This window comes from Methylocucumis oryzae, assembly GCF_000963695.1.
GTDB lineage: Bacteria > Pseudomonadota > Gammaproteobacteria > Methylococcales > Methylomonadaceae > Methylovulum > Methylovulum oryzae.
In genome coordinates this window covers 1-5898 of record NZ_LAJX01000243.1, presented here as the reverse complement: position 1 = coordinate 5898, position 5898 = coordinate 1, and the positions used below count along the sequence as shown (strand labels likewise).

The 5898-nt window shown below is 42.4% G+C and carries 9 protein-coding genes; 3 read left to right on the top strand and 6 right to left on the bottom strand.

Translation table 11 applies throughout. From position 1 onward, the window contains the following. Positions 1–1103, bottom strand: a 1103-nt coding sequence (locus VZ94_RS18810; protein ID WP_045780407.1) for an SdrD B-like domain-containing protein, incomplete at its 3' end; no start/stop codon positions are given. 419 nt (positions 1104–1522) lie between these two features. On the opposite strand from VZ94_RS18810, the gene VZ94_RS18805 reads away from it, so the two are divergent. The 3 genes from VZ94_RS18805 to VZ94_RS23700 all read left to right on the top strand — a co-directional run bounded on the left by VZ94_RS18805 (position 1523) and on the right by VZ94_RS23700 (position 3454). After that, positions 1523–1705, top strand: a complete 183-nt coding sequence (locus VZ94_RS18805) for a hypothetical protein (protein WP_045780406.1) — start codon at positions 1523–1525, stop codon at positions 1703–1705. Between the two features lie 155 nt (positions 1706–1860). Then, on the top strand, positions 1861–2793 hold the full coding sequence (locus tag VZ94_RS18800; RefSeq protein WP_082081823.1) for an archaeosortase/exosortase family protein: 933 nt from the start codon (positions 1861–1863) through the stop codon (positions 2791–2793). Next, the gene (locus VZ94_RS23700; protein ID WP_052700741.1) at positions 2768–3454 is read left to right on the top strand and encodes a CAAX prenyl protease-related protein; all 687 of its coding nucleotides are present in this window, start codon (positions 2768–2770) and stop codon (positions 3452–3454) included. Before VZ94_RS18800 ends, VZ94_RS23700 begins: the two co-directional genes overlap by 26 nt. Here VZ94_RS23700 and VZ94_RS18790 read toward each other — a convergent pair. From VZ94_RS18790 to VZ94_RS29710, 5 genes are read right to left on the bottom strand one after another with little or no spacing between them, the layout of a single operon-like run. Then, positions 3446–3865 (bottom strand): DUF2802 domain-containing protein, encoded by a 420-nt coding sequence (locus tag VZ94_RS18790; protein ID WP_045780404.1) that lies wholly within the window; start codon positions 3863–3865, stop codon positions 3446–3448. The two genes, VZ94_RS23700 and VZ94_RS18790, sit on opposite strands and share 9 nt — an antisense overlap. A 36-nt stretch (positions 3866–3901) precedes the next feature. Further along, positions 3902–4219: an OmpA/MotB family protein gene (locus tag VZ94_RS29715; protein WP_239650084.1), complete on the bottom strand. Its 318-nt coding sequence runs from the start codon at positions 4217–4219 to the stop codon at positions 3902–3904. After that, positions 4153–4818, bottom strand: coding sequence for a flagellar motor protein MotB (locus VZ94_RS18785; protein WP_239650083.1), 666 nt, complete (start codon positions 4816–4818; stop codon positions 4153–4155). The genes VZ94_RS29715 and VZ94_RS18785 overlap by 67 nt, the downstream gene beginning before the upstream one ends. After that, positions 4811–5395, bottom strand: coding sequence for a flagellar motor protein (locus VZ94_RS18780; RefSeq protein WP_239650082.1), 585 nt, complete (start codon positions 5393–5395; stop codon positions 4811–4813). The genes VZ94_RS18785 and VZ94_RS18780 overlap by 8 nt, the downstream gene beginning before the upstream one ends. A gap of 7 nt (positions 5396–5402) precedes the next feature. Next, on the bottom strand, positions 5403–5579 hold the full coding sequence (locus tag VZ94_RS29710; protein ID WP_239650081.1) for a MotA/TolQ/ExbB proton channel family protein: 177 nt from the start codon (positions 5577–5579) through the stop codon (positions 5403–5405). Positions 5580–5898 lie beyond the last annotated feature (319 nt).

The following is a 5898-nucleotide window of genomic DNA, read 5'->3' as shown; positions in this document are numbered from 1 at the left end:
ACTAAGTCAGTGAATTTATACGCGCCGTCGCTACCAGTAACTTGGCTAGTGATAGGTGTCGTTAAATCGCTGCTTTTATAAAGTTCAACGGTAACACCTTCTTTATTGGCTTCACCGGCATCTTGTACGCCATTGGCATTGGCATCAACCCACACTCGGTCACCTAAGCTCGCTAATTTATAAAAGCCAGCATCTATTGTTTTATTCCACTCACCTGCACCTAACACAACAATATCTGAAACTGCACCATCACTGTCTTTAGCAATGTCACCGATATGACGTGGACTCGCGTTGTCAAAACCATTAGGGGTAGAAAAAACTACTCGATAGTCTGCGCCGGGCGTTAAACCTACAAATTTATATTCGCCGTTTGGTCCGGTCGTCGTGGTTTGTAGGACTTCGTTAGGACCGTCAAATTTGTTATCGTTGTTGAGATCTCTCACCAACTTAACTTCAACGCCTGCAATTCCTTTTTCTGTAGCATCTTGAATACCATCCGCATTAGTATCTTCCCAAACATAATCACCTAAGGCGGCGGACTGAACTTTAATGATTAACGGCTGCTTAGCGGTTGTTCCATCAGCAGTTAACGTGTCAATGGCTAATGTGGTGTAGTCATTGGTCGTATCCGCATCGGTAATATCAGCTTTATAACCATCATGAGACAACGCCAATGTGACTAACTGCGATATTCTAGTCATATTATAGTTTTCACCAGGCGCCCAGGTAGATGTATTACCGTCGCCTAATAACGTCCAAATCGCTCCTTGAACATCTGCGTAGGTGTAACCGCCAACGTTGCCCGCTTTAGAAAAATCTTGGTTAAGCAGCCACGTCACAGAATCAAAGTTTTCCTTATTACCAACTGTTGGGAATATTGCGCTATCCCAAGTTTGATACTCATTGGTTGCATAAAGTGTACCGGTATAATTTTTTAACCATTCGATACCCACACCGGTGTCAATACACCATGCATCGACAATACCTAGATTTAATCCGGTGTTTGTCGTGACATTGATTTTAATATCAAAAAAACTGGGTACTTGACCTTGTTTAGTTGTTGAGTATAAGTAAAAACTTATCGTGCCGTTATTATTAGCCATGATGATTTCCCTGATTGCTACAAGTTAGATGGGTTAATGAATTATTTTTATGAACTTTTACCGTGGAATAAGGATAGTGGATAAGAATCATCAAAACATCTGAGTGTTATCCTGAAATTATCCCATACAAAAACGGGATACTTATCACAAAATAAAGTCCATATTTTTTGCCAAAACTCATAAAAAGAGTTTTTATTCAATAGGTTAAAAATTAGACTAAAATCCTATTCAACTATTCAGCCTTAATGAGCTATACTGAAATTGCAGTTAGTGATTGCTGCTTAAGATATTATCAGCAACGTGACATGCTTCACAAATTTATTTTTTGTGATATTGTACACATGCATGTTAATTCCGCAACTTTTGCTGTGGTTAAACTTTCATGCATGGCTTAATAATTCACTTTTAGGAAATACATTATGAATATGATTAAAAACTTAAGCGCTGTTGCCGCATTAACTTTTATTAGCGTTAGCAATGTTTTTGCCACTACCTACACACCGCGACCTGTGCCTGAAATGGACGCAAGTATTGCCGTATTAGGTTTAGGCTTATTAGCGGGTGTACTAGGTTTAGTCTCTGAATATCGCCGTAAAAAATAATCTATCGTAACGCTACGCGGCACTCTGCATTCACGCCGCGTAGCTGTTTTACCCTGTCGTAATCACACAGCAAAAATACGCCGCTATTTTTGCATCTTGTTAACTACCCACTCGTAAATTCAGTGTGCCGTTTCGCATTAATGCTCTAGTAAAAAATCGGCTTTTTTTTCGCATTACTCATCTTACTTATTGAATGTTTAGCGATTTCTTTTGCCTTTGATGCACAAATAGTAGCTAAACATGCTAGTCATAGCTCAATCCTTAAATTATTAAGTCATGCCGGACAATTTTTACGCATTGGTCTAATCGCTATCCCCGTTTATTTACTGATAGCATCGAAAAAATTAAGCCAGTCAATTGCCGTATTTAATGCCGAAGCAAAACCCAAGCATATTAGCTTACGTTTTTTGCTGCATTTCGCCTTATTTGCAGGGTTTTGGTTATTATCATCACTGTTATTTAACGAAAAAATTACGCTGAATCCTGATACAAACAACACGCTCGCGTTGCTCTGGCTATTAATCGGCAGCCTAAACATCATAAGTTTATTGTTGGCTAACATCACTTTTAGCGCTTGGCGGCAGTTTTTATTGGCGGAAAAGCTTAATTTAGTCATTGCGTTGTTAACAGGTTTTATAACCTGGGGGTTATCGACATTAGTAAGCAGTTCCTGGTCTAAGCTAGCCGACATTACTTTCTACACATCACATGTCTTGTTGTCGTTGTTTTATCCCAATGTGACTGCATTGCCGAAAGAAAAAGCACTAGGCATTGGTGATTTTCAAGTGGAAATCGGCATTCCATGCTCAGGCTATGAAGGCATAGGCTTAATTGTCATCTTTTTAAGCATTTATTTATGGCTAATGCGTGCTGAGCTACGCTTTCCTCAAGTGTTATTACTGTATCCTTTAGGTATTACATTGATGTGGTTTTTCAATGTGTTGCGTATCAGCTTACTCATTATCATCGGTAAAGAATGGTCGCCTGCAGTGGCGATTGGCGGGTTTCACTCTAATGCGGGTTGGATTGCTTTTATTGCGCTAAGCATAGGCATGATTGGCCTTGCGCAGCGGGTTACTTTTTTTTAAACAACAGCTATCAACACCTACCAGCGCTAGCTACCATAACCCAGCTATGCCTTTGCTATTACCGTATATTGCGTTAATGGCGACTATTTTAATCACCGGTGCTTTTTCCAGTGGATTTGACTGGCTATATCCACTTCGAGTCATTGTTTCGATTAGCATTTTGGCGTATTTTGCTAACGCCTATAAACCTTGGTTACAGCCGATTAGCTTAACAGCAGTATTAATCGGTGGCGGTGTATTTGTTTTTTGGCTAGTGGCCGTTCCGGCCTCTGCTGCGCAAGACCTAGCCTTCGCGCAAAGCTTAGCGACAGCCCCACTCTATTGGCAATACTTATGGCTTGGTTTTCGCATTATTGGCGCGACGCTAACGGTACCAATTATTGAAGAACTCGCGTTTCGCGGTTATTTACTGGCTAAGTTGGTTAACAAAGACTTTGAACAAGTACCACCAGGTCACTATACACCGCTCTCGTTTTTGGCTTCATCGGCGTTATTCGGTTTGCTACATGGCGCGTGGTTGGCGGGTACACTAGCAGGGATGGCTTATGCTTTTGCTTATTATCAACGCAAAACGCTCACTGACCCTATCACGGCTCATGCGGTGACAAATGCTTTACTAGCAACCTATGTAATCATGACCGGACACTGGTCATTATGGTGATGATTTTTGGCCATGCAAACGAATTAACAGCGCGGCTTCGTCATGACTTAACCCCGCACTTTGCATAAGCTCACTGACGCTTGCGCCACTTCTGACTTTTTGAATCACTGATTGATATGGGTGTTCGGTCAGTTGATTGACTGCGGCAGGTTGCGCCGCTAATTCTGAGAGTCTTGACCATAAGAGTTTTAGCTCTTCTTCAGTCACCGCCACACGCTCATCGACAGTTAACGCCGCTGAACATAATCCTGCCAAATCTTGCTGACTACCGGTCAGTCTGTTATTAAGCCTGACGAGGTCTTGTTTTAAGCGTTGCTGTTGCTGAGCTAAGCGCACACATATAAACGCCAGTGCCAATAAACCTAAGCTCAATACGACTAAGACTGCAATAAATATGGGGTGAGTCATCATGCTATCGGTTACTGTTTACGTTGAGATGCAGAACACTTAATCCGGTAACGTCTCGCTGACGGGTTCGGCTTCTTCCGGCGGCATAGTACGTTCCAAGTTCAACAGCTTAGCACGTTGCTCATCATTTGCGCCATAACGAGAAAACGCTTTCGACATTAATACGAGTAATACACGTCGATTTTTAAAGCGACCTTCCTCGGTAGCATTGTCGGCAATAGGGTGGAACTCACCATAACCAATCGCTGATAACCTCGAGGGCTCAATGCCCGCTTTTGCAAACTCAAGGACTACGCTAGTCGCTCGTGCCGATGATAAATCCCAGTTAGAGCGAAACAGCGGAGTGGCAATAGGCACATTATCGGTATGACCTTCGACATTAACGGCATTAGCATAGGTTCTATGACTTCGGCAATTTTTTGGATGATGGGTATGGATTTTTTGGAGACTTCAGCAGCACCGCTAGCAAAGAGCAATTCGCTATTCATTTGCAAAGTAATCCAAAAATCATTGTTAATCACTGAAACTAAGTTGGCATCAACGAATGGCTCAAGTGCGGCTTTAAGTTGCTCAGACACTTGTTTAAGCTGCTTTTGCTCTTTGATGATTTCTTCACTTAAGCGCCGTTTCTTTTCGGCCTCTTCTTGCTCTTCTGGATTGTTAGGTAATGTTGACTTTTCCGGCGCTTGGGCTTGAGTTAAATCAGGTACCGATTCTAACGCGGCAGGTGTTCTAAGCGGTATTTGCTCCGGTACGCTGCCATTGACCGGCTGGCTTTTATTGGAAAAAGCCGAGCCTATAGAATGCATCAAGCTTTTATATTTGGCCTCATTTAGCGATGAGATTGAATACATCACGACAAAAAACGCAAATAATAATGTAATAAAGTCGGCGTAAGACACCAACCAACGGTCTTCATGCCCTGCTTCTGTGATGATTCGTTTACGCTTACGCACCGCGTTCTTTCGGGTCTGATTCAAATAAATAAGCACTGAGCTTTAATTCGATATTTTTAGGGTTTTCGCCCTTAGCTATCGCACCGACACCTAACGCTATCATTTCTTTTAACTGCGATTCGGCAAAAACATGAGTTTTCAATTTGTTAGCTATCGGCAAAAAAATTAAATTAGCCGAAGCAACACCGTAAATCGTCGCAACAAATGCCGTCGCGATACCGGCACCTAATAATTCAGGATTAGCGAGATTTTGCATGACATGGATTAAACCAATCACGGCCCCCAAAATACCGATAGTCGGGGCATATCCGCCCATCGCCTCAAAAATTCTAGCGGCTTGGTAATCGCGGTTTTCCTTGACGTTTATTTCAAGTTCTAACATGTTTTGAATGGTTTCGTTATCGTTACCATCAACTAGCAATTGCAAGGCTTTTTGGGTGAACGGGTCAGTTAAAGTATCGATTTCATCTTCTAAGCGTAACAAACCATCTTTACGCGCTTTATAACTCCAAGAAACAATTTGCTCGATTTGCGCATGGGTGTTTATCACGTTAGGTCTGACAATCCAAACTAACATCGCTAAGCTACGAAAAAAAAATATTGGGCGGAAACTGTAATAAGGTCGCACCTAACGTACCCCCTAAGACAATAATCAGCGCAGGGCCATTGAGCAACGATGCAAGCTCGCCGCCTTCAAGAAAATTTCCCAGCAATATCGCCGCAACCGCTAAAACAATACCGAGTATGCTTAAAAAATCCATAGTGTTAGCAATGTGTTATACGGTTAAAAACAGAACAACGACATAAAAAACTCAGTTGCCGTAAGGTGCGCTGTGCGCATCTTTTCATTGATTATTAATGACGTTATGAAGGTGCGCGAAACGCACCCTACCTAAAAACCGAGGCTACCAACTTAAAACTGGACAATACCAAGCCGGGACAGGTTGTTTAGAGTGGCAGAAAACTGCTCCCTGCGTTTTCTGCATTCGCCACGTCCTTGTGGCTTGAGGTGTCGGCAGCAGGGATGCTGCCGCCAAGCCTACAGGGACGTATTTACGGCGCCCTTCACTCTGAATGACC

Excerpts from the sequence above, each read along its gene's own strand:
- VZ94_RS18780 (WP_239650082.1), bottom strand. The coding sequence starts at position 5,395 with ATGTTAGTTTGGATTGTCAGACCTAACGTGATAAACACCCATGCGCAA.
- VZ94_RS29710 (WP_239650081.1), bottom strand. The coding sequence starts at position 5,579 with ATGGATTTTTTAAGCATACTCGGTATTGTTTTAGCGGTTGCGGCGATA.
- VZ94_RS18790 (WP_045780404.1), bottom strand. The coding sequence starts at position 3,865 with ATGATGACTCACCCCATATTTATTGCAGTCTTAGTCGTATTGAGCTTA.
- VZ94_RS18805 (WP_045780406.1), top strand. The coding sequence starts at position 1,523 with ATGAATATGATTAAAAACTTAAGCGCTGTTGCCGCATTAACTTTTATT.